This window comes from Plantibacter sp. MPB07 (assembly GCF_046619465.1).
GTDB lineage: Bacteria > Actinomycetota > Actinomycetes > Actinomycetales > Microbacteriaceae > Plantibacter > Plantibacter auratus.
In genome coordinates this window covers 496,900-517,247 of the sequence record NZ_CP177043.1, presented here as the reverse complement: position 1 = coordinate 517,247, position 20,348 = coordinate 496,900, and the positions used below count along the sequence as shown (strand labels likewise).

Sequence of the window (20,348 nt, the reverse complement as noted above, 5' to 3'; positions counted from 1 at the left end):
GGGCATGGATCACAAGCAGCTGCGCTCCTTCGTCGCCTCCGCGGAGACCCTCCACTTCGCGAAGGCGGCCAAGGCGCTCGGCGTGCCGCGGAGCACCGTCGTCGCCGACGTCCGGAAGCTCGAGGAGAGCGTCGGAGCGGAACTGTTCGCTCGCGACGTGGAATCCACGCAGCTGACGGACGCCGGCTACGCGTTCCTCATCGAGGCGCGTCGCCAACTCGACGCCTCAGCGGCAGCAGCAGCGAAGTCGGCTCCTGCGCCGGGCGGCAAAGCCAAAGCGAACAAGGGCAAGGGTCGCGCGCCGAAGGTCAAGGGCGAGCCGCTGCCGTACAAGAAGCGCCAGGGTCGCTGAGCCGTCCCCGCCGTCAGCGGTCCTGCGTCTCCGACGCGGACTCGACGACCCGCACCGATTCGCCTCGCCGCTCCGCGTCGGCTCGGGCCGTCCGAGCGATCGACACGAGGGTCTCGACGGGCGTCGGCGCGGCCGAATCCACCGCGACACCGAGGTTGGCAGCGCCCGCGAAACCGTCGAGCTGCTGCGTCACGGCCTCACGGTAGCCGGCGGCGATCGGTGCCGCGAGGTCGTGGAGACCCGAGAGGCCGGTCGGCCCCGATTCGACCGACGTGGCCACGAGGATCGTCCCGCTCCACACGCGGGTGCAGACGGACCCGGCCGGCAGCTCACGGAAGACCGCGGCTGCGAGCAGTGCCTCCAGCTCCCCCGCCGTCGCCATCCCGTAAGCGCGGCGGAGGTCGCCGTAGCCGTCGATCGCCACGACGAGGATCGCGAGGCGACGATCGGACTGCTGCCCCTCGCGGAGTCGGGTCGCCTCGGCGATGAACGCCCGGCGCCCCACCGCGCGGACGCCCACCCGCTCCGAGGAGAGGCGCTGCTTGCGCTCCCAGGAGCGCAGGAGGACGAGGCCGACCGCCACGAGGACCACGAACACGAGGTTCATGTACGTGACGAAGGCCGTGCCGAACAACCGCTCGAAGAGCTCCGCGTGGGGACCGCCCGTGAGGTAGACCGCGAGGCGCACGGCGGTGAACGCCGCGTGCAGGATCATGACGACGACGAGCACCAGCGACGCCCGTGCCGCTCGCATCCGCCCCCGCCGCGCCTCGTACGCGACCAGGAGCGACAGCATGATGAGCGAGATGAGCCGGGCGATGGTGCCGGCCCACTCCGGGTCGTCGGTGGGGTCGAGGACGGCGGAGATCGCCGTCACGCCGACGAAGAGGGTGCCGAGCAATACGAGGCTGCGTCGCCCGTTGAACAGCCGGCACCCGACCCATAGGGCGGCGATCGAGGCGACCATGGCGGCGTTGGCGACGGCGACGATCCATACCGAGTCGCCGTTGAGCGTGGCGGCGAGATAGCTGACCGCCGAGAGCAGAGTGGTGGCGAATCCGGACATCCAGGCTGCCATGTGGCGTCCGGCGAGGGTTCGCGCGCTGTCGAGTCCGTAGAAGATCCCGCACGCGGCGCAGACGATCACCGCCACCACCAGCATGCTCGCCAGATCGATCGTCACCCGGTGCCTCCCGTGGCGCCCGTTCGGGTGGCGCCTCATCGAGCGTACCGCCGGAGCAGTACCCCGCTGGCGGCAGAGACGTCGGAAGCACCAGGGTGCTGAACCACGGTGACCCGATGTGCCACCATCGATCCATGCGCGAATCGCCCGACCGTCCCGTCGCCGTCCGCGCGACGGCGTTCCGTGGCACGTCGAGATGGCGCCGACGGCCGCTGCGGTTCGTCGGCTACGACACCCTCCTGTCGGACGGTTCCGTCAGGTTCGACGTGGATCTCGCCGCAGCCATGCCTACCCACCCGGCGGATGCCTCGACCCGCGACACGAACGTCCACGACCGCTGCCCCGAGGTCGGTGCCGGTCCGTGGGTCGACGGGTTCGGGCGTGCCGTCGACGGACCCGAGGACGGCGGACCGCCGCTGAGCGTTCGACGCCGGGCGCGCCCGCGACCCTCCGCCCTGCCCGGCCGCCGCCCATCGGCGAAAGCCGGGCGACGCTGGCGCATCGGGTTCGGCGTGGCAGCGCTCGGAGTCGGCGCCCTGCTCGTCATCGGCCCGCTCCGCGACACCCCTCTGGGCATCCTCGGGGTGGTCAGCGCGTTCGCCGGGCTCGCAACCCTCGCGGGCCTGGTCCCCCGCGCCAAGCGCTGGTGGTGACGGTCGAGCGCCTCGGCCCAGAGTGCACGTTCTGTTCCACAACCCGGATCCTGGCGACAGAACACGCGCTCTCGGCGTGGAAGCGTGACACTATGCGGCAGCAGGCTTCAACGGTGTGATCGCCGCGATTTGCTGCGAAAGCCGATCCTCGGCGAGGTCGAGCTCGTAGCGCATCTGCAGGTTGAGCCAGAACTGCGCCGAGGTGCCGAAGTACTTCGCAAGCCGGAGCGCGGTGTCTGCCGTGATGGACCGCTTGCCGTGGACGATCTCATTGATGCGACGTGGCGCGACTCCGATGGACACCGCCAGCTTGTTCTGCGTGATGCCGAACCCCTCGATGAAGTCCTCCATCAGGACTACACCGGGGTGGATCGGTGCGAGCTTGCCGCTCGAGTCAGTGATAGTCAACGATCTCCACCTCCTCTGGCCCTGTGTCCGTCCACACGAAACAGATTCTCCACTGGTCATTGATCCTGATGCTGTGCTGCCCGACACGATCGCCCTTGAGCGGCTCGAGTCGGTTGCCCGGTGGGATCCGAAGATCGTCGAGCATCTCTGCGGCACCCACCTGGCGAAGCTTCCGGAGCGCAACCCGATGGATCCGAGGATCGATCGACCGCACTCGTTCCCGACGCCACAATCGCTCGGTATCTCTGTTGCCGAACGACCTGATCATCGTAGCAGGGTATAACGCACCTCGTTAATAACGCGAGTCGTTACATGCTCCTTGCGATGAACCGGTTCATGGTAGGTCCGTCCCTACCCGAAGCCCCGGGCCTCCGGACCTCCGGGCCTCCGGGCTTCCGGGAGAATCGAGGCATGAACATGCGCTACGTGGACCATGAACCAGGAATGTGGTTCCTCGTCGAGCAGGAGGGTTCGCTCTACCTCGACGCGAGGTACAGCTACAGCGCTCTCATCGACGATTCCGCGCTCATCCGGCTGAACGACACCGAGCTCGCCGCCTACCTCGCGGGCGACCACGATGTCCTGTCCGACCTCGCCGGACGCATCCACGACAGTGCGCCTTACCGACCTGCATCGCAGTTCTTCAGCAGGGACCTGTACCGCAGCGCAGACGGCACGCAGTATCGCGACGCCGTCTCAGCGGCGATCGCCGATCACACGTGGATCGCGGAACAGCGGCGGAAGCGGTAGCCACGACCGAGAGCGCTCATTCCGTCGACGTTGGGGCTGGTCGACGACGCGACGTGCGCTTTCGACGGGCTAGACGTTGAAGCGGAACTCCACGACGTCGCCGTCCTGCATGACGTAATCCTTGCCCTCCATGCGGGCCTTGCCCTTGGAGCGGGCCTCGGCGACGGAGCCGGTCTCGACGAGGTCGTCGAACGAGATGACCTCGGCCTTGATGAAGCCCTTCTCGAAGTCCGTGTGGATCACGCCGGCCGCCTGGGGCGCCTTGGCACCCTGCGGGATCGTCCACGCACGCGACTCCTTCGGGCCCGCCGTGAGGTAGGTCTGCAGGCCGAGCGTCGCGAAGCCGATGCGTGCGAGCTGGTCGAGGCCGGACTCGGTCTGGCCGGTCGACTCGAGCATCTCGCGGGCGTCGTCCTCGTCGAGGTCGACGAGCTCCGACTCGAGCTTGGCGTCGAGGAAGACGGCCTTCGCCGGTGCCACGAGGGCGGCCAGCTCGTCGAGCTTCGCCTGGTCCTGCAGGACGTCCTCGTCGACGTTGAACACGTAGATGAACGGCTTGGCCGTGAGGAGACCGAGTTCCTTGATGGGCGCGAGGTCGATCTTGGTCGCCGAGAGCGGGGTGCCGGCGTTCAGCGCGTCCTGCGCCTCCTTCGCCGCCGTGAGGACGGAGGGGTCGAGCTTCTTGCCCTTGACCTCCTTCTCGAACCGGGTGATCGCCTTCTCGAGCGTCTCGAGGTCGGCGAGGATGAGCTCGGTGTTGATGGTCTCCATGTCGGAGGCCGGGTTCACATCGCCGTCGACGTGCACGACGTCGGGGTCGGCGAAGCCGCGGACGACCTGCGCGATGGCGTCGGCCTCTCGGATGTTCGCGAGGAACTTGTTGCCGAGCCCCTCCCCCTCGCTCGCACCCTTGACGATGCCGGCGATGTCGACGAAGGACACCGCGGCGGGCAGGATGCGCTCGCTGCCGAAGATCTCCGCGAGCTTGCCGAGCCGGGCGTCGGGCAGTTCGACCACGCCGACGTTCGGCTCGATCGTCGCGAACGGATAGTTCGCTGCGAGCACGTTGTTGCGCGTGAGCGCGTTGAACAGGGTGGACTTGCCGACGTTGGGCAGGCCGACGATGCCGAGAGTAAGAGCCACGAGGGTCTATCGTACTTGGCCGCGCGTCCCCGTGGGTCGCGCCTCCGCTCCGGGCACGGATCGGCACCGTCGATCGAGCGGGTTGCGGCGTGCCACCCGAGCGGTGTCGGACGCTGGTGCGAGGGTGAGGACGTGCCACTGGATTTCACCGCCATCGACTTCGAGACCGCGAACTCGTCATCCGCCTCCGCCTGCAGCGTGGGCCTCGTCAGGGTCCGCGACGGCATCGTCGTCGACCGCGCGGGCTGGCTCATCCAGCCCCCCGCCGGACACGACGCGTTCCTCGAGTGGAACACCCGCATCCACGGGATCGTCGCCACCGACGTCCTCGGGGCGCCGGGCTGGGCGGACCAGCTCGACACGCTCCTCGACTTCGCCCAGGGTGACGCCCTCGTCGCCCACAACGCCGGCTTCGACATGGGCGTCATCCGCGGTGGCTGCGCCGCCACCGGCCTCGACTGCCCCGACCTCAGCTACCTGTGCAGCCTCAACGTCGCCCGCAAGACGTACCAGCTCGACTCCTACCGGCTCCCCGTGGCGGCCCTCGCCGCCGGGTTCGACGACTTCCAGCACCACGACGCCACCGGCGACGCCGAGGCCTCCGCGCACATCATCATCCACGCCGCCGCCCGCCATGGAGCTTCCTCGATCGCCGAACTCGCGCAGCTCACGAGCGTGAAGATCGGCCGGATCGGGACAGCCGTCGCCGCCTGAGCGCGCGGTCGCCGCGCGGCCTCCGAGCGATGTCGGCGGCCCGCGACACACTGAGGGCATGGACAGCGCACTCGCCCTCGGGATCGGCCTCCTCATCGGACTCGTCATCGGCGCAGCCGTGGCGGTCCTCCTGCTGCAGCGGCGCGCCGGCGCGGGGTCGGTCGACCCGGCGCTGCTCGAGGCCAGGCACACCGCCCAGCTCGCCGACCTCCGCGGCCAGCAGGCGCAACTCCTCGCCGATGCGTCCGCCCGGGAGGCGGAACTCCGGGCCGCGCTGCGCGCAGAACTCGCCGCACTCGACGCCACTGCCGACGGTCTCGGGCGCGAGCTGAACGCCCAGCGCGAGCAGTACCGCGAGCTCGCCGAACGCCACCGCGCCGACGCCGAACGACGATCGCGCCAGGAACACGAGGAGAGCCAGGTCCTGCAGGCCCTCGCGCCCGTGCAGCACAGCCTCGAGCACATGCAGGCGAAGGTCGCGGAACTCGAGCAGCAGCGCAGCCGCCAGCACGGTGAGCTCGCCCAACAACTGAAGACGGCTTCGGAGTCCGAGGAACGCCTGCGGTCCACGACGGAGTCGCTCGCCTCGGCGCTCCGCAACAACGCCACCCGCGGCGTCTGGGGCGAGACCCAGCTCCGGAACGTCGTGGAAGCCGCGGGCCTCACGCAGCGCGTCGACTTCGACCTGCAGTCGAGCATCACGTCCGACAACGGCATCGGCCGACCCGACATGGTCGTGCGACTCCCCGGCGGCAAGTCGATCGCGGTCGACGCGAAGGTGCCGTTCGCGCAGTACCTCGAAGCCAGCACCATCCCCGTCACGGCGACAGGCGAGGAAGCCGCACGACGTACCGCCCTCCTCGCGCAGCACGTGAAGGCCGTGCGGTCGCACGTCGACGCCCTTGCGGCGAAGGGCTACTGGCGCGGCCTCGAGTCGAGCCCGGAGTTCGTGATCTGCTTCATCCCGAGCGAGTCGCTCCTCGCCGCAGCACTCGAGGCCGACGCGAGCCTGCTCGACTACGCCTTCGGCAAACGGGTCGCCCTCGCCTCCCCCGTCAACCTGTGGGCGGTCCTCAAGACGGTCGCGTTCACCTGGCAGCAGGACGTCCTCACCGACGACGCGAAGCGACTGTTCGACCTCGGCAAGGAGCTCTACCAGCGGCTCTCGACGCTGTCTGACCACGCCGACCGCCTGCGCCGGTCCATCGAGAGCACGGTCACCAACTACAACCAGTTCGCCTCGTCGTTCGAGACCCGCGTGCTCGTCACGGCGCGCAAGCTCGACGGCCTCGACGAGGCGACGGTCATCGGTCAGGTGAGCCAGAGCGACGCCTCACCGAAGCGCCTCACCGCACCGGAGGCGCAGCCCTCGCCGGAGCCGTCCGATAGCGAGCCGAGCGAGCTCGAGGCGCGACTCGCGCACCGGCTGCAGGACTGACCGGCACGAGCACCGCACGACGAAGCGCCCGGCACCACCATGAGGTGGAACCGGGCGCTTCGCTCTGCTGGAGGAATGGCTACAGCCACTTCGCAGCGAGGTGGTCCGCCTCGACGCGACGGATGGTGCCGGAACGCGACCGCAGCACGAGGCTCTCGGTGCGGATGATCGGCCCCTTGCGCTGCACACCGTCGACGAGTTCACCGTGGGTGACGCCCGTCGCGACGAAGTACGTGTTGTCGCCTCGGACGAGGTCGTTCGCGCCGAGGACGCGGTCGAGGTCGTGACCGGCCGCGAGCGCACGCTCTCGCTCGGCGTCGTCCTTCGGCATGAGCTTGCCCTGGATGAGCCCGCCGAGCGCCTTCACCGCACACGCGGTGATGATGCCCTCAGGCGTGCCGCCGATGCCGACGCACATGTCGATCCGCGAGTCGTAGCGCGCGGCGTTGATGCCACCCGCGACGTCGCCGTCGAGCAGCAGACGCGTCCCGGCACCCGCCGCGCGGATCTCCTCGATGAGCTGCGCGTGGCGCGGTCGGTCGAGGACGGCGACGCGGATGTCCTCGGGCTGCTTGCCCTTGGCCTTCGCGAGCTCGCGGATGTTGTCGCCGATGGACTGGCTGATGTCGACGACACCGATGCCGTCGGCGCCGGTGACGATCTTGTCCATGTAGAACACCGCGGACGGGTCGAACATGCTGCCGCGGTCGGACACGGCGATGACGGAGAGGGCGTTCTGACGCCCCGCGGCGGTGAGGCTCGTGCCGTCGATCGGGTCGACGGCGATGTCGCAGGACGGGCCGCGGCCGTTGCCGACGTGCTCGCCGTTGAACAGCATGGGCGCTTCATCCTTCTCGCCCTCGCCGATGACGACCACGCCGTCGAAGTTGACGGTGCCGAGGAAGGCGCGCATCGCGTCGACCGCCGCACCGTCGGCGGCGTTCTTGTCGCCTCGCCCGATGAACGGCGCCGCCCGGATCGCGGCGGCCTCCGTCGCTCTCACGAGCTCCATGGCGAGGTTGCGGTCGGGCTGCAGATAGTGGGAGCCGGTTTCAGGCTGGGTCACTGGATCCTCCATGGATCGCTCGCCTCGTGGGACACGACGCTTCGGTGGATGAGGGTTTCAGCCTATCGAACCGGGCTGGGAAGGCCGCTGGGTGCGTCTCGATCGAGGCGCTTCCGTGACCTCGTCAGCGGGCTTCCGGGACCGACGACGACGGACTCGACCATGACACCGCCGTCCGCTTCGACCCGGACTCCGGCGAGTTCGGCTCCGGCGGCGAGCGCGGTCGACGTGACGGCGCTGAGCAGCAGCCAGGCGTCATCGCGGCAGAGTTCGTCGAGCGGGACCTCGCGATCGAGATCGGTCCCGGCCTCGACGAGCCGCGCACGTTCCTCCGGCGACTGCGGTGCGAAGCGCGCTGTCATCCAACCACCGAGGGCCCGGACCGCGGCAGCCGTGAGGATGCCCTCGGGGGCTCCTCCCACACCGAGGAGCAGATCGAGGTCGCCGTCGGCGGCCGCGGCCCGCAGGGACAGGGCGACGTCGCCGTCCATGAAGCTCACGAGCTCGGCACCGGCGGCGGTCACGGCCTGGGCGGTCGCCGCGTTCCGCGGACGGTCCTGGACCGCGACCCGCAGCTGCTCGACCGGCCGCCCCAGCCGGGCCGCGAGCCGGTCGAGGGTCACCGCGATCGGGTCGGCCAGCGACAACTCGCGTCCCCCGCCGGCGGCGACGAGCTTCTCGAGGTAGTACGCCGGGCCGATGTCGAACATCGCACCGCGCGGGGCGATGGCGATCACGGCGACGGAGTCCGGCTTCCCGGAGGCAGCGAGCTTCGTGCCGTCCACGGGGTCGACGGCGAGGTCGATCGCCGGCCCCGCTCCCGTGCCGAAACGTTCCCCGACGAAGAGCATGGGCGCCCGGTCCTTCTCGCCCTCCCCCACGACGACGCGCCCGTCGACCGGGAGCGATTCGAGCGCTCGGCGGAGCGCATCGACGGCGACCCCGTCGATGCGCATGCCGTCTCCACCTCCGACGAGACCCGCGACGGCGGCAGCCGCGGCCCTCGTGGCGTCGAGGAAGCCGTCGAGGAGGTCGGTGTCCGGAGTGCGCTCGATCATGTCCCCATCGTGCCGTATGCCTCGGAGCCCGAGTCACTAGACTTCAAGGCGAATCGTCCCCACGCAAGGAGAAGACATGCCCGTCGCCACCCCGGAACAGTACGCAGCGATGCTCGACAAGGCGAAGTCGAACGGGTTCGCGTACCCGGCGTTCAACGTCTCGAGCAGCCAGACCATCAACTCCGTCCTCCAGGGCCTCACCGAGGCCGGTTCCGACGGCATCATCCAGGTCACCACGGGCGGCGCCGACTACTTCGCCGGCCACACCGTGAAGAACCGTGCCGCCGGCGCGATCGCCTTCGCGAAGTTCGCGACTGAGGTCGCCAAGAACTACCCCGTCACCGTCGCGCTCCACACCGACCACTGCCCGAAGGACGCGCTCGACGGCTTCGTCATGCCGCTCATCGCCGCCTCCGAAGAAGAGGTGAAGGCCGGTCGCAACCCGATCTTCCAGTCCCACATGTGGGACGGCTCGGCGGTCCCGCTCACGGAGAACCTCGAGATCGCGACCGAGATGCTCAAGCGCACCAAGGCCATCAACGCCATCCTCGAGGTCGAGATCGGCGTCGTCGGCGGCGAAGAGGACGGCGTCAGCCACGACATCAACGAGCACCTGTACACGACCCTCGACGACGCCATCGCGACCGTCGAGGCGCTCGGCCTCGGCGAGCAGGGTCGCTACATGGCCGCCCTCACCTTCGGCAACGTGCACGGCGTCTACAAGCCCGGCAACGTCAAGCTCCAGCCCGAGCTGCTGAAGACCATCCAGGACGGCCTCACCGCCAAGTACGGCCACGGCCCCAAGCCGCTCGACCTCGTCTTCCACGGCGGGTCGGGTTCCACCGACGCCGAGATCGCCGAGGCCGTCGCGAACGGTGTCGTCAAGATGAACATCGACACCGACACGCAGTACGCGTTCACCCGCTCGATCGCCGGCTACATGCTCTCGAACTACGAGGGCGTGCTGAAGCTCGACGGCGAGGTCGGCAACAAGAAGGTCTACGACCCCCGCGCCTGGGGCAAGGTCGCCGAGTCGGCGATGGCCGCTCGCGTCCTGGAGTCGACGAAGCAGCTCGGCTCGTACGGCACCAGCACCTCCTAGTCACCTGCACCAACAGAACGGGCCCGGCATCGCTGCCGGGCCCGTTCTTCGTGTGTGGACGACTACGGCTGCTGCGAGCGGACGTACTCCATGAACGCCGGGTCGGCACCCATGGCCACGGCGAGACAGATCACCACGACCAGGTTCGCCGCGACGCCGGCGACGAGCGGGATCCAGAAGGTCAGTCGACCCGCGCGGAGGGACCGGCTCGACAGGATGATGGCGCCCACCCACAGGGCGATCTGGAGACCGAGCGCCAGGATGCCCATGGCGCTCGCGAGACCGTCCGAGGAGTACCCCGAGACACCCATCTGCACGAGTGCGGGGCGGATCAGGCCGGGGAGGTCGAGCAGGCCCGGCATGGTCACGATCAGGCCGACGAGGCCGAGTCCGAGCAGGATCGACGTCGCGATCCGGTCTCCGGCGACGGGACGTCTGGCGGCCACGGTCGGAGCGCCCGGCTGCACCACCCCCGGCTCATGCGCCTGCTCACGCGTCTGCTCGCGCAGGGTCGGCTCCTGCTGCTGCCGCGGTTGCCGCTCGACGGGGACGACCGGCGCGATGCCGAGCTCCTCCGCCCGCTGTTCGTCGATGGGCTCGGCGATCCGGGCACGCTGCTCCTCGGGGGACGCGTACTCACCGAACTGCGGACGGGGGCGGGATTCGCTCATGGTCGACGCCCTCCCAGGGCGCGCGGATCGGTCGTGCCGGCAAGGTCTTTGCGCAGCTCCTTCGGCAGGGAGAACATGAGGTCCTCCTCGGCCGTCTTGACTTCCTGCACCGCGCCGTAGCCGGCTCCGGAGAGTTCTTCGAGGACCTCGTCGACGAGGACCTCCGGCACGGAGGCGCCGCTGGTGACACCGACCGTGACGACGCCGTCGAGCCAGGCCTGCTGGATCTCGTGCGCGTAGTCGACGCGGTAGGCGGCCTTCGCGCCGTACTCGAGCGCGACCTCCACGAGGCGCACCGAGTTCGAGGAGTTCGCCGACCCGACCACGATCACGAGGTCGGCGTCCTGGGCCACCTTCTTGATGGCGACCTGACGGTTCTGGGTCGCGTAGCAGATGTCGTCGCTCGGCGGATCCTGGAGCTTCGGGAACCGCTCGCGCAGGCGGCGGACCGTCTCCATGGTCTCGTCCACCGACAGCGTGGTCTGCGAGAGCCACACGACTTTGTCGGGGTCGGCGACGACGAGGTCGTCGACGGCTTCCGGGCTCGTCACGAGCGTGACGTGGTCGGGCGCTTCACCGGCCGTCCCCTCGACCTCCTCGTGCCCCTCGTGTCCGATGAGCAGGATCTCGTAGTCGTCGCGGGCGAAGCGCACGGCCTCGCGGTGCACCTTGGTGACGAGCGGGCAGGTGGCGTCGATCGCGAGCAGCCCGCGGTCGGCGGCGGCATCGACCACGGCTGGCGAGACGCCATGCGCACTGAAGACGATGTGCGCGCCGGACGGCACCTCATCGACCTCCTCCACGAACACCGCGCCCTGGGCCTCGAGCTGATCGACGACGTGCACGTTGTGGACGATCTGCTTCCGGACGTACACCGGCGCGCCATAGTGCTCGAGCGCCTTCTCGACGGCGACGACCGCGCGGTCCACGCCGGCGCAGTAACCACGAGGGGCGGCGAGCAGGACGCGCTTCTCGCCGGCGACGGGGAGGTCTGCGAGGCGTCCGGCGATGCGTCGGAGCCTCGGCATGCCGAGGCCGATGGCTGGGGCGTCGCGGAGATCGGTCACGTGTGGATTCTACGCGGCAGCGCTCGGGAGTCGGCCGTGAACGGTCCGGTGGTCCGCGACCCCGCGCCGTCGGTGCTCGCGGCTAGGCTTGAGGGATGAGCGATGCACCGGCCACCATGGAAGCCCCCTGGCCGGTCGCGCTCCTCGGCACGAAGCTCCGCGACTACATCGACCGCCTCGGCACGGTCTGGGTCGAGGGCGAGATCACGCAGTGGGGCGCCTCGGGCGGCAACGTCTACGGCAAGCTCAAAGACCTCGAGATCGATGCGACGGTCGGGTTCACCATCTGGTCGTCCGTCCGGGCGAAGATCCCCGCCGACCTCAAGCAGGGCGACCACGTGATCGCGTTGGTCAAGCCGAACTACTGGCTCAAGGGCGGCACGCTCACCATGCAGGTCATGGCGATGAAGCACGTCGGCATCGGCGACCTCCTCGAGCGACTCGAACGACTCCGTCGGCAGCTCGCCGACGAGGGGCTCTTCGACGCGTCGCGCAAGCGGGCGCTCCCGTTCCTTCCGCAGTGCATCGGGCTGGTCACCGGCAAGGACTCCGACGCCGAGAAGGACGTCCTCCGAAACGCCGAGTTGCGCTGGCCGTCGGTCCGGTTCCGCGTCGTCCACGCGGCCGTCCAGGGCGACCGCACCCCCGGCGAGGTCGTGAGCGCCATCCAGACCCTGGACGCCGACCCCGAGGTCGACGTCATCATCGTCGCGCGCGGCGGTGGCGACTTCCAGAACCTCCTGGGCTTCAGCGACGAACGCGTGGTCCGCGCCGCGGCCGCCTGCACCACGCCCCTCGTGAGCGCCATCGGCCACGAGGCGGACCGCCCACTGCTCGACGACGTCGCCGACCTCCGCGCCTCCACACCGACCGACGCCGCCAAGCGGGTCGTCCCCGACGTCGCGGAGGAGTTCGCTCGCGTGCAGCAGGCCCGCGTCCGGTTGTCCTCCCGGGTGACCTCGTTGCTCGGTCACGAGATCGACCGGCTCGCGACACTCCGGACGCGTCCCGCGCTCGCCGACCCGTCCTGGATCGTCGACTCGCGGGCGGACGAGCTGACCCGCACGGTCGCCAGGGGGGCCGAGCTCATCGACCGCGCCGTCGAGCGCTCCCAGCGCGAGGTGACGGAGCTCCGCTCGCACCTCCGCGCCCTGTCGCCGCAGCGCACGCTCGACCGCGGCTACGCCATCGTCCAGCGAGCGGACCCGGAGGCCGGTGTCCCGGGCGGCGCGGTCATCCGCGCGGAGGGCGACGCCCCCGCCGGGACGGAGCTCCTGGTCACCCTCGCCTCCGGCGCGATCGGCGCCTCCAGTACCGGCCCGGCCACGGCTGCCGCCCGGACCGACGACGAATAGGATAGAAGCATGCCAACCCCCTCCGATGTCCAGGAGCTCAGCTATGAGCAGGCACGCGACGAGCTCGTGCGTGTCGTGTCCGAGCTGGAGCAGGGCTCGGCGTCGCTCGAGGACTCCCTCCGGCTCTGGGAGCGCGGCGAACAGCTCGCCCAGCGCTGCGAGGAGTGGCTGATCGGCGCGAAGGCACGGCTGGACGCGGCTCGCGCCGCCCAGCTCGGATCCGGCACTCCGGACGCATCGCGGTGAAGGACACCAAGCCGCCGCGCGTCGTGGCCGAGCTCGGCCGCCCCGAGACGCCGCAGGAGACCGCCGACCGGAAGGCGGAGAACTCCCGCCTGTACCGCTCGCGCAAGACCGTCAACAACCTCGTCCTGTCGCTCCTGGCCACGGTCGGCCTCGTGGTCGTGATCGTGCTCGCCGTGCCCCGAGGCGAGGCCCCGGAACGCCCGACCGTCGACTACGCGCAGCTCGCCGGTCAGGCGCAGCCCGACCTCCCCGTCCCACTCCTCACCCCCGAGCTCGGCGACGACTGGGGCAGCAACTACGCCGACGTCCGCACCGCAGCCTCACCGGTCGCCGGCACACCCGACATCCGCTCCTGGAACGTCGGACTCATCTCCCCCGACGACGAGTTCGTCGGCCTCGTCCAAGGCGTGGACGCCAACGACACCTGGCTCCTCGCCGAGCTCGACGAAGCCCGGCCCACCGGAACCGTCACCATCGACGGCGTCGAGTGGGTCGAATATGCGAACGGCAGCGGCTCCGACGACGGCAACGTCGCGTACGCCCTGTCGACCGTCGCCGGTCGGAGCACGATCGCCGTGTTCGGCACGGCGAAGTCCGAGTACGTCCTCGATGTCGCACGCTCCGTGCGCACCGGGGTCACCGCCAACCTCGACGCCCCGTCGGGCGCCCCCGCAGAAACGGACTCAGAATGACCCAGAAGCGCCCCGGTGCCGTCTGGCGCGAGATGCAGCGCGGTAACGCGCGGTTCGTCGCCGGTCAGCCCGCGCACCCCCGGCAGGACGTCGAACGCCGCGCCACGCTCGCGCACTCCCAGGCCCCGGAGGCCGTCATCTTCGGCTGCTCCGACTCCCGTCTCGCGGCCGAGATCATCTTCGACAAGGGACTCGGCGACCTCTTCGTCGTCCGCAACGCCGGCCAGATCGTCTCCGACTCGGTGCTCGGCACCCTGGAGTACGCCGTCGGCGTCCTGCAAGTGCCGCTCATCCTCGTGCTCGCGCACGACGAGTGCGGTGCCGTCCGCGCGGCGATCGACTCGCAGGCGGAGGACGCCGTCCCGCTCCCGCCGTACATCGACCGGCTCATCCAGCAGATCGTCCCCGCGGTGAGCGCCGTCGCCGGACCTGCCCCGATCGACGCGGCCGCGGTGGACTCCTCAGAGGTCGGTCGCCGCCACCTGCGGCGTACCGTCATGGAGGTCGTCTCGAGGTCCGAGCTCATCAGCGACGCGGTCGCCGCCGGCACGGTGGCCATCATCGGCGCGAACTACAAGCTCCTCGAGGGGACCGCCATGGCCGACATCGTCATCGGCGACGTCACGGTCCCCGAATAACCATCCGCTCGCCGTCCGGCGCAGCACCCACCATCGCAATCGCACGAAGGAGAACGAACAGCGTGGTAGACACCTCAGCAACCGAGTACCGCATCGAACACGACACCATGGGTGAGGTGCGGGTCCCCGCGAACGCGCTCTACGGCGCCCAGACGCAGCGGGCCGTCGAGAACTTCCCGATCTCGGGCAGCGGACTCGAGTCGGCGCAGATCGCCTCGCTGGCCCGGATCAAGAAGTCCGCGGCACTCGCCAACGCCAAGCTCGGCGTCCTCGACCAGGGTGTCGCCGACGCGATCGCCGCAGCGGCCGACGAGGTCATCACCGGCGCGCACGACGCGCAGTTCCCGGTCGACACCTACCAGACCGGCAGCGGCACCTCGTCGAACATGAACATGAACGAGGTCCTGGCGACGCTCGCGAGCGCGCGCCTCGGCAGCCCGGTGCACCCCAACGACCACGTCAACGCCTCGCAGTCCTCCAACGACGTCTTCCCGACCTCGGTGCACATCGCGGTCACGAGCGCCCTCATCGACGACCTCATCCCGGCCCTCGACCACCTGGCCGTGTCGCTCGAGCGCAAGGCCGAGCTGTGGAAGACCGCGGTGAAGCCCGGCCGGACGCACCTCATGGACGCCACGCCGGTCACCCTCGGCCAGGAGTTCGGTGGCTACGCCCGCCAGATGCGTCTCGGCATCGAGCGCGTGCGCACGGCGCTCCCCCGCGTCGCGGAGGTCCCGCTCGGCGGAACCGCGACGGGCACCGGCATCAACACGCCGAAGGGCTTCCCCCAGCTCGTCATCGAGCTGCTCGCGCAGGAGACCGAGCTGCCCATCACCGAGGCCCAGGACCACTTCGAAGCCCAGGGCGCACGCGACGGACTCGTCGACGCCTCCGGAGCCCTCCGGGTCATCGCGGTGAGCCTCACGAAGATCTGCAACGACCTCCGCTGGATGGGCTCCGGCCCGAACACCGGTCTCGGCGAGCTGCACATCCCCGACCTCCAGCCGGGATCCTCGATCATGCCCGGCAAGGTGAACCCCGTGATCCCGGAGGCCGTCCTGATGGTCGGCGCCCGGGTCATCGGCAACGACGCGACCATCGCCTGGGCCGGCGCCTCGGGCTCCTTCGAGCTCAACGTGGCGATCCCGGTCATGGGCACGGCGCTCCTCGAGAGCATCCGTCTCCTGTCGAACGCGACCCGGGTCCTCGCCGACAAGACCGTCGACGGCCTCGAGGCCAACCTCGACCGCGCTGCGGCACTCGCCGGCTCCTCGCCCTCGATCGTCACTCCGCTGAACAAGATCATCGGCTACGAGTCGGCGGCGAAGATCGCCAAGCACTCCGTCGCCAAGGGTCTGACCGTCCGCGAGGCCGTCGTCGACCTCGGGTTCGTCGAACGCGGCGAGATCACGGAGGAGCAGCTCGACACGGCGCTCGACGTCCTCTCGATGACGCACCCCGGCTGAGTCGACCCGCTCGTCGAACGACCGGACGGCCCCGGAACCCTCGCGGTTCCGGGGCCGTCTCCGTCCGTGTGGTCACGCCGAGACGGCGATCGCGCTCCAGCAGCCGAGGAGCAGGAACGGGCCGAACGGGATGCGCGTGCGCCAACCGGCGGAGCCGCCACGTGAGCGTGCGAGGAGCACGACGACCGCACCCGCGAGGCCGGCCGAGGAGACCGACACCACCGCGAAGAGCAGAACCGCGGACGTCCCGAAGCAGCCGACCGCGAGGCCGAGCAGCGCGCCGAGCTTCACGTCCCCCATGCCCAGCCCGCCGAGGAGGGCGCACACGTACAGGACGGCGCCGACCGCGAACCCCATCAGGAGCGGTTCGAGCGGGGCCACCAGGCGCGCTGCGGCATCGACCGCGGTGACCGGCACCGCGATGGCGAGCGCCGGCAGCACGAGACGGTTGGGGAGCCTCCGCTCCGCGACGTCGATCCGCACGAGCGGCGGCGTGATGCAGGCGAGCCACACGAGCACGATGACGACCGGACGCGGGTCGGGGCCGAGCCGAGCCACGGTGACGGCTACGAGCAGCAGCGTCGAGCCGGCCATCGCCGCGGTGGCGACACGCGGGCGGCTCCGCCTGCCGGTGGAGGTCGTTCGCGAGGGCATCCCGTCAGGATAGGAGGATCCTCGTGCCGGCCCTCGGCGTTCTCCACAGGCGGCCGGAGCCGGCGGAGCGAGCCTCGCGAGCCCGCTCCGCCGACGGCCGCTAGGCCAGTTCGTTCCCTTCGAGCATCTCGGTCACGAGTGCCGCGATGGCCGAGCGCTCCGAGCGCGTCAGCGTGACGTGCGCGAACAGCGGGTGCCCCTTGAGCGTCTCGATCACCGAGGCGACGCCGTCGTGTCGGCCGACGCGCAGGTTGTCGCGCTGGGCGACGTCGTGCGTGAGGACGACCCGCGAGTTCTGCCCGATCCGGCTGAGGACCGTGAGGAGGACGTTGCGCTCGAGCGACTGCGCCTCGTCGACGATCACGAAGGCGTCGTGGAGCGACCGGCCGCGGATGTGCGTCAGCGGGAGCACCTCGAGGATGCCCCGTTCGACCACCTCGTCGAGCACGTTCTGCGAGACGACCGCGCCGAGCGTGTCGAAGATCGCCTGTCCCCAGGGGTTCATCTTCTCGCCCTGGTCGCCGGGCAGGTACCCGAGCTCCTGGCCGCCGACCGCGTACAGCGGGCGGAACACCATGATCTTCTTGTGCGCCTGTCGCTCGAGAACGGCCTCCAGACCCGCGCAGAGGGCGAGCGCGGACTTCCCCGTCCCGGCTCGACCTCCCAGCGAGAGGATCCCGATCTCGGGGTCGAGCAGGAGGTCGATCGCGAGCCGCTGCTCGGCCGAGCGTCCGTGCAGACCGAAGACGTCGCGGTCGCCGCGGACGAGCTTGTAGCTGCGCTTGCCCGTGACCCGCCCGAGTGCGGATCCCCGGTCCGAGTGGATCACGAGGCCCGTGTTGATCGGCAGGTCCTCGATGATCGGCGTCGTGCCCTCCTCGCGCTCCCACAGCGTGCTCATGTCCTCGGAGCCGAGGGTGATCTCGGACATGCCCGTCCAGCCGGAGTCGACCGCGAGTTCCGCCCGGTACTCCTCCGCCTGCAGACCGATGGAGGCCGCCTTGACGCGCAGCGGCAGGTCCTTGGACACGACCGTGACCGTCAGGCCGTCGTTCGCCAGGTTCAGCGCGACCGCGAGGATGCGCGAGTCGTTGTCGCCGAGCTGGAGACCGGACGGCAGCGAGGCCATGCTCGAGTGGTTGAGTTCGACCCGCAGGGATCCGCCGTCACCGACGGGGATCGGGAAGTCGAGGCGTTCGTGCTCGATGCGGAGCTCGTCGAGGATGCGGAGTGCCTGACGTGCGAAGTAGCCGATCTCGGGGTCGTTGCGCTTGCCCTCGAGCTCGCTGATGACGACGACCGGGATGACGACGGCGTGCTCGGCGAACCGGAAGAGCGCCTTGGGATCCGACAGCAGCACGGAGGTGTCGAGCACGTAGGTGATCTCGGCCTGCGCCTGATCCCCCCCGCTCGCCGTGTGGTCGGCGGGTCGCCGGCTCCGTCTCGTCGACGCGTCCCGCGTCTCGGTCCCGGCTGACGTGTTCTGGATTTCTCGCGAGGCCACAACCACTCCCACCCCGAGCATCTGATGCTCGGATCACTGTGCGAAACGGCCGCCTGCAGGGTTTCGAGCCGAACTTGTGTGGCCGTCTCGACCGGGCTCCATGCCCGATGAGATGAACGTACGTCCGGCCGCCGACATCGACGCGACGACACGCCCCGTGTCCTGTTACGGGGAGGTGAACAGATGGGGGCCGTCTCCTGGCCCGCCGGTGGTCGGACTGCGGCTCAGTAGCTCGCGGCCGTCGCGAACGAGAGCAGCGCACCGCGCAGCTGGTCCAGCGTCTGCCGGCTGGTACCGGCGTGCACGCTGAGCCGCACTGCCCCGGCGCGGATCGTCGCGGTGACGCCGTGGTTCTCGAGCGAGGTCCACAGCGTGTCGAGGACGGACTCCTCCGGCTCCAGGACGACGATGCCCGCGCGTTCGTGCTCGTCTCGCGAGGAGACCACCGCGACGCCGAACTCGTCCGCGAGCTCGATCACCTCGGCCGTGAGCTCGGCGATCGCGGCGTGGACCGTCGCGGTCCCGACGGCGACCGTGTCCTCCAGCGACGCGGCGAACCTCGCCGCCGCGAGCGGGTCGGGCCTGGTGATCGAGTACGCGCGCGCCGATCGGCTCGGTGCCGGGGTCGCGCTGAACGGCCAGGCCTCGTCGGTGCCGGTCACGCCGGAGAAGACCGGCTCGAGTCGCTCGACGGCGCGGTCGCTCAGGGCGAGGAATCCTGTGCCCCAGCCCGCCCGCATCCACTTCTGCCCGCCCGAGGCGACCACGTCGGCGACGGCGTAGGGGGCGTCGACCACTCCGAAGCCCTGGATGGCGTCGACGATCAGGAGGCGGTCGCCGATCGCCTCGCGGACGGCCTCGAGGTCGCAGACGTATCCGGTGCGGTAGTCGACGAGGCTCACGGCCACGGCGGTGACGGCGTCGTCGAGCTGCTCGCGCACGCTCTCGGCCGTGACGTGTCCGCGTCGCGTCTCGAGCCATCTCGGCGAGAGCAGGTGCCGGTGCTCGGCGGCCCGCTCCGCGGCGAGCGGCAGCGTGGGGTATTCCAGGCGGGAGAGCAGGACCGTGCCGCTCAGGCCGAACATCGCGTGCATGAGGCCCTGCGAGGTGTTGGGCTGGGCGACGATCTGGTCGGCTCGGAACCCGGTCAGCGTCCCGACGGCGGTCCGCATCCGTTCGTCCTGCCCGTCGACCGCGCCGAGCGTGCCGGGCGTCGCACTCGCGAGCACGTCGTTCCAGCGGGCGGCCTCGAGGACGACGGACGCGGCCAACGGACCCACACTGCCGTAGTTGAGGTAGCCGGCGACCTCTCCGAATCCCGCTTGGAAGGCCTCCAACCGGGACGCCGTCTCCGGCTCGTCCGGCTCCGAGGCGGGCGTGGACCGGCTCATCCGCCGAACCGCCGCTGCCGCCTGGAGAAGTCGCGGAGGGCGCGGAGGAAGTCGACCTCGCGGAGGTCGGGTCCGAGCGCTTCGACGAAGTAGAACTCGCTGTGGGCGCTCTGCCAGAGCATGAAGTCGCTCATCCGCTGTTCGCCGCTGGTGCGGATGACGAGGTCGGGATCGGGCTGGCCTCCCGTGTAGAGGTGCTCGCCGATGAGATCGGGGGTGAGCAGCGCTGCGAGGTCTTCCAGGCTCCGACCCTCGAGGTGGTGCTTGGCGACGATCGCGCGCATCGCGTCCACGATCTCGGTGCGACCGCCGTAGCCGACCGCGAGGTTGATGTGCATGCCGGAACGGTCGGCCGTGCGCTCCTCCGCACTCGTCAACGCCGTGCGCAGCGACTCCGGGAGACCGTCGCTCGAACCGACGTGCTTCACGCGCCAGTCACGGTAGTGCGACAGCCCCTCGGCGAGGTCGGCGATGATGTCGACGAGGTCGTCCAGCTCGTCCGGTGCGCGGTTCACCAGGTTGTCGCTCGACAGCAGGTACAGGGTGACGACGCCGATGCCGAGGTCGTCGCACCAGGTCAGGAACTCGCGCATCTTCGCCGCACCGGCCCGGTGGCCGTGCGCCGCTGTGTCGTACCCGAGCTGCTTGGCCCACCGCCGGTTGCCGTCGATGATCATCGCGACATGGTGCGGCAGCGTCTGCGGAGTGAGCGCCTTCCGGAGGCGCCGTGCGTAGACGCCGTACAGGAAGCCGTCCACCGGTGCGGAATGCCTCGTCATCACCCTGCAACGCTAGTG

23 protein-coding genes are annotated in these 20,348 nt (G+C 70.0%); 11 read left to right on the top strand and 12 right to left on the bottom strand.

Features of this window, described 5'->3' with window-relative positions; all coding sequences use genetic code 11:
* The first annotated feature begins 4 nt into the window (after positions 1–4).
* Positions 5–352 (top strand): LysR family transcriptional regulator, encoded by a 348-nt coding sequence (locus ACLIME_RS02475; RefSeq protein WP_064296432.1) that lies wholly within the window; start codon positions 5–7, stop codon positions 350–352.
* Positions 353–365: 13 nt separating this feature from the next.
* Here ACLIME_RS02475 and ACLIME_RS02470 read toward each other — a convergent pair whose 3' ends face one another.
* The gene (locus ACLIME_RS02470; protein ID WP_411558130.1) at positions 366–1,535 is read right to left on the bottom strand and encodes a hypothetical protein; all 1,170 of its coding nucleotides are present in this window, start codon (positions 1,533–1,535) and stop codon (positions 366–368) included.
* A 134-nt stretch (positions 1,536–1,669) separates the two neighbouring features.
* On the opposite strand from ACLIME_RS02470, the gene ACLIME_RS02465 reads away from it, so the two are divergent.
* Positions 1,670–2,188, top strand: a complete 519-nt coding sequence (locus tag ACLIME_RS02465) for a hypothetical protein (RefSeq protein WP_411558129.1) — start codon at positions 1,670–1,672, stop codon at positions 2,186–2,188.
* A gap of 90 nt (positions 2,189–2,278) precedes the next feature.
* On the opposite strand, the gene ACLIME_RS02460 is transcribed toward ACLIME_RS02465, so the two are convergent.
* Both ACLIME_RS02460 and ACLIME_RS02455 read right to left on the bottom strand, forming a co-directional pair.
* Positions 2,279–2,539 carry a HigA family addiction module antitoxin gene (locus tag ACLIME_RS02460; RefSeq protein WP_411558769.1) on the bottom strand — a complete coding sequence of 87 codons (261 nt, stop codon included), beginning with the start codon at positions 2,537–2,539 and terminating at the stop codon, positions 2,279–2,281.
* Between the two features lie 43 nt (positions 2,540–2,582).
* Complete coding sequence (locus ACLIME_RS02455; RefSeq protein ID WP_191940773.1) at positions 2,583–2,864, bottom strand: type II toxin-antitoxin system RelE/ParE family toxin; 282 nt, start codon at positions 2,862–2,864, stop codon at positions 2,583–2,585.
* A 143-nt stretch (positions 2,865–3,007) separates the two neighbouring features.
* Here ACLIME_RS02455 and ACLIME_RS02450 point away from each other — a divergent pair, with 143 nt between their 5' ends.
* Entirely contained in the window at positions 3,008–3,346 is a 339-nt protein-coding gene (locus ACLIME_RS02450; RefSeq protein WP_411558128.1) for a hypothetical protein, read from the top strand.
* A gap of 69 nt (positions 3,347–3,415) precedes the next feature.
* Here ACLIME_RS02450 and ychF read toward each other — a convergent pair whose 3' ends face one another.
* Positions 3,416–4,489 (bottom strand): redox-regulated ATPase YchF, encoded by a 1,074-nt coding sequence (gene ychF, locus ACLIME_RS02445; RefSeq protein ID WP_085510494.1) that lies wholly within the window; start codon positions 4,487–4,489, stop codon positions 3,416–3,418.
* A gap of 132 nt (positions 4,490–4,621) precedes the next feature.
* Here ychF and ACLIME_RS02440 point away from each other — a divergent pair, with 132 nt between their 5' ends.
* Positions 4,622–5,203 carry an exonuclease domain-containing protein gene (locus ACLIME_RS02440; RefSeq protein ID WP_064296572.1) on the top strand — a complete coding sequence of 194 codons (582 nt, stop codon included), beginning with the start codon at positions 4,622–4,624 and terminating at the stop codon, positions 5,201–5,203.
* A 58-nt stretch (positions 5,204–5,261) separates the two neighbouring features.
* Complete coding sequence (gene rmuC, locus ACLIME_RS02435; RefSeq protein ID WP_411558127.1) at positions 5,262–6,641, top strand: DNA recombination protein RmuC; 1,380 nt, start codon at positions 5,262–5,264, stop codon at positions 6,639–6,641.
* Between the two features lie 79 nt (positions 6,642–6,720).
* Here the strand turns inward: rmuC and glpX are convergent, their stop codons facing one another.
* Together glpX and ACLIME_RS02425 are read right to left on the bottom strand one after the other, a co-directional pair.
* Positions 6,721–7,719: a class II fructose-bisphosphatase gene (gene glpX, locus ACLIME_RS02430; protein WP_064296437.1), complete on the bottom strand. Its 999-nt coding sequence runs from the start codon at positions 7,717–7,719 to the stop codon at positions 6,721–6,723.
* 50 nt (positions 7,720–7,769) lie between these two features.
* The gene (locus ACLIME_RS02425) at positions 7,770–8,765 is read right to left on the bottom strand and encodes a fructose-bisphosphatase class II (protein ID WP_411558126.1); all 996 of its coding nucleotides are present in this window, start codon (positions 8,763–8,765) and stop codon (positions 7,770–7,772) included.
* Positions 8,766–8,841: 76 nt separating this feature from the next.
* Between ACLIME_RS02425 and fbaA the strand changes: the two genes are divergently transcribed.
* Positions 8,842–9,867 carry a class II fructose-bisphosphate aldolase gene (fbaA, locus tag ACLIME_RS02420; protein ID WP_085510491.1) on the top strand — a complete coding sequence of 342 codons (1,026 nt, stop codon included), beginning with the start codon at positions 8,842–8,844 and terminating at the stop codon, positions 9,865–9,867.
* A 62-nt stretch (positions 9,868–9,929) separates the two neighbouring features.
* Here fbaA and ACLIME_RS02415 read toward each other — a convergent pair whose 3' ends face one another.
* Together ACLIME_RS02415 and ACLIME_RS02410 are read right to left on the bottom strand one after the other, a co-directional pair.
* Positions 9,930–10,538 carry a DUF6264 family protein gene (locus ACLIME_RS02415; protein WP_192005251.1) on the bottom strand — a complete coding sequence of 203 codons (609 nt, stop codon included), beginning with the start codon at positions 10,536–10,538 and terminating at the stop codon, positions 9,930–9,932.
* The gene (locus tag ACLIME_RS02410) at positions 10,535–11,566 is read right to left on the bottom strand and encodes a 4-hydroxy-3-methylbut-2-enyl diphosphate reductase (RefSeq protein WP_071261248.1); all 1,032 of its coding nucleotides are present in this window, start codon (positions 11,564–11,566) and stop codon (positions 10,535–10,537) included. Before ACLIME_RS02410 ends, ACLIME_RS02415 begins: the two co-directional genes overlap by 4 nt.
* 134 nt (positions 11,567–11,700) lie before the next feature.
* On the opposite strand from ACLIME_RS02410, the gene xseA reads away from it, so the two are divergent.
* The 5 genes from xseA (at position 11,701) to ACLIME_RS02385 (ending at position 16,002) form a co-directional block, all read left to right on the top strand.
* On the top strand, positions 11,701–12,960 hold the full coding sequence (gene xseA / locus ACLIME_RS02405) for an exodeoxyribonuclease VII large subunit (RefSeq protein ID WP_411558125.1): 1,260 nt from the start codon (positions 11,701–11,703) through the stop codon (positions 12,958–12,960).
* A gap of 9 nt (positions 12,961–12,969) precedes the next feature.
* Positions 12,970–13,206 (top strand): exodeoxyribonuclease VII small subunit, encoded by a 237-nt coding sequence (locus tag ACLIME_RS02400; protein WP_064296575.1) that lies wholly within the window; start codon positions 12,970–12,972, stop codon positions 13,204–13,206.
* Positions 13,203–13,898 carry a DUF4245 domain-containing protein gene (locus ACLIME_RS02395; RefSeq protein ID WP_192005253.1) on the top strand — a complete coding sequence of 232 codons (696 nt, stop codon included), beginning with the start codon at positions 13,203–13,205 and terminating at the stop codon, positions 13,896–13,898. Before ACLIME_RS02400 ends, ACLIME_RS02395 begins: the two co-directional genes overlap by 4 nt.
* On the top strand, positions 13,895–14,536 hold the full coding sequence (locus ACLIME_RS02390; protein WP_079705503.1) for a carbonic anhydrase: 642 nt from the start codon (positions 13,895–13,897) through the stop codon (positions 14,534–14,536). Before ACLIME_RS02395 ends, ACLIME_RS02390 begins: the two co-directional genes overlap by 4 nt.
* Before the next feature lie 107 nt (positions 14,537–14,643).
* Positions 14,644–16,002, top strand: coding sequence for a class II fumarate hydratase (locus ACLIME_RS02385; protein ID WP_056011369.1), 1,359 nt, complete (start codon positions 14,644–14,646; stop codon positions 16,000–16,002).
* 72 nt (positions 16,003–16,074) lie between these two features.
* Here the strand turns inward: ACLIME_RS02385 and ACLIME_RS02380 are convergent, their stop codons facing one another.
* The 4 genes from ACLIME_RS02380 to ACLIME_RS02365 form a co-directional block, all read right to left on the bottom strand.
* A complete protein-coding gene (locus ACLIME_RS02380) occupies positions 16,075–16,656 on the bottom strand; it encodes a prepilin peptidase (RefSeq protein WP_411558124.1) in 582 nt (193 codons plus the stop codon).
* Between the two features lie 100 nt (positions 16,657–16,756).
* Positions 16,757–18,040 (bottom strand): PhoH family protein, encoded by a 1,284-nt coding sequence (locus ACLIME_RS02375; protein ID WP_370282231.1) that lies wholly within the window; start codon positions 18,038–18,040, stop codon positions 16,757–16,759.
* Positions 18,041–18,384: 344 nt separating this feature from the next.
* On the bottom strand, positions 18,385–19,551 hold the full coding sequence (locus ACLIME_RS02370; RefSeq protein WP_411558123.1) for an aminotransferase class V-fold PLP-dependent enzyme: 1,167 nt from the start codon (positions 19,549–19,551) through the stop codon (positions 18,385–18,387).
* Positions 19,548–20,330, bottom strand: a complete 783-nt coding sequence (locus tag ACLIME_RS02365; RefSeq protein WP_085510483.1) for an isoprenyl transferase — start codon at positions 20,328–20,330, stop codon at positions 19,548–19,550. Before ACLIME_RS02365 ends, ACLIME_RS02370 begins: the two co-directional genes overlap by 4 nt.
* Between the last annotated feature and the right edge of the window lie 18 nt (positions 20,331–20,348).